Source organism: Pseudomonas tremae (genome assembly GCF_001401155.1).
Classification (GTDB): domain Bacteria; phylum Pseudomonadota; class Gammaproteobacteria; order Pseudomonadales; family Pseudomonadaceae; genus Aquipseudomonas; species Aquipseudomonas tremae.
Genome location: NZ_LJRO01000225.1, coordinates 1 through 813 on the forward strand (window position 1 = coordinate 1; position 813 = coordinate 813).

The window sequence follows — 813 nt, forward strand, 5'->3', positions numbered from 1 at the left end:
CCGCCAGAGCGGTTGCGCTACATGCTGGAAGACAGTGCGCCGGTGGCGGTGCTGGTGCAAGCGGCGCTGCAGGAATGCCTGCCGGTGGTAAATGTGCCGCGTGTCGTTTTGGATAGCGTGGACCTGTCCCCCGGGCCCGGTGATCTACCGTGCGGCAATCCGGATATTGATGCCTTAGGGCTGACGTCGAGAATGCCGGCTTATGTGATGTACACATCCGGCTCCTCGGGAAGACCGAAAGGCGTGCTGATTGAACATCGCAGTGTGCTGAGTCTGGTTATCAATAATCCTTATGCCTTGATTGCCACCGATGATTGTGTTGCGCACGGCGCCAATACGGCCTTCGATGCATCGACCTGGGAAATCTGGAGTGCGCTGCTCAATGGCGCGAAACTGTTGGTTGTGTCTCAGGCGACGCTACTCAATGCCGCGCGCTTGAACCATGTATTGATTGAAGGTGGCGTGACTGCTTTATGGTTGACTGCTGGATTGTTCAATGAATATGTCGATGTACTCGCCGTAGCCTTCTCAAAGCTGCGATACCTCCTGGTCGGTGGGGATGTGCTCGATCCAGTGAACGTTGCGAAGGTTTTGTCCAGCGCCCATCGGCCCAGGCATCTGATCAATGGCTATGGGCCAACGGAAACAACGACATTTGCCAGCACCTACGAAGTCCATGCGCTGTCCAACAATTCGCGCTCGATTCCCATTGGCCGCCCCATCGGCAATACACGGATTTACCTGTTGGATGCCCAAGGCCAGCCGGTACCCGTCGGGGTCAGCGGCGAGATCCATATCGGCGGTGCGGGGGTT

Annotated in this window: 1 protein-coding gene; it reads left to right on the plus strand. The window is 57.1% G+C overall.

The window, feature by feature from the left end:
* Nucleotides 1-12: 12 nt before the first annotated feature.
* The coding region (locus tag ALO43_RS15570; RefSeq protein WP_268873822.1) for an AMP-binding protein at nucleotides 13-813 on the plus strand (801 nt) is incomplete at its 3' end.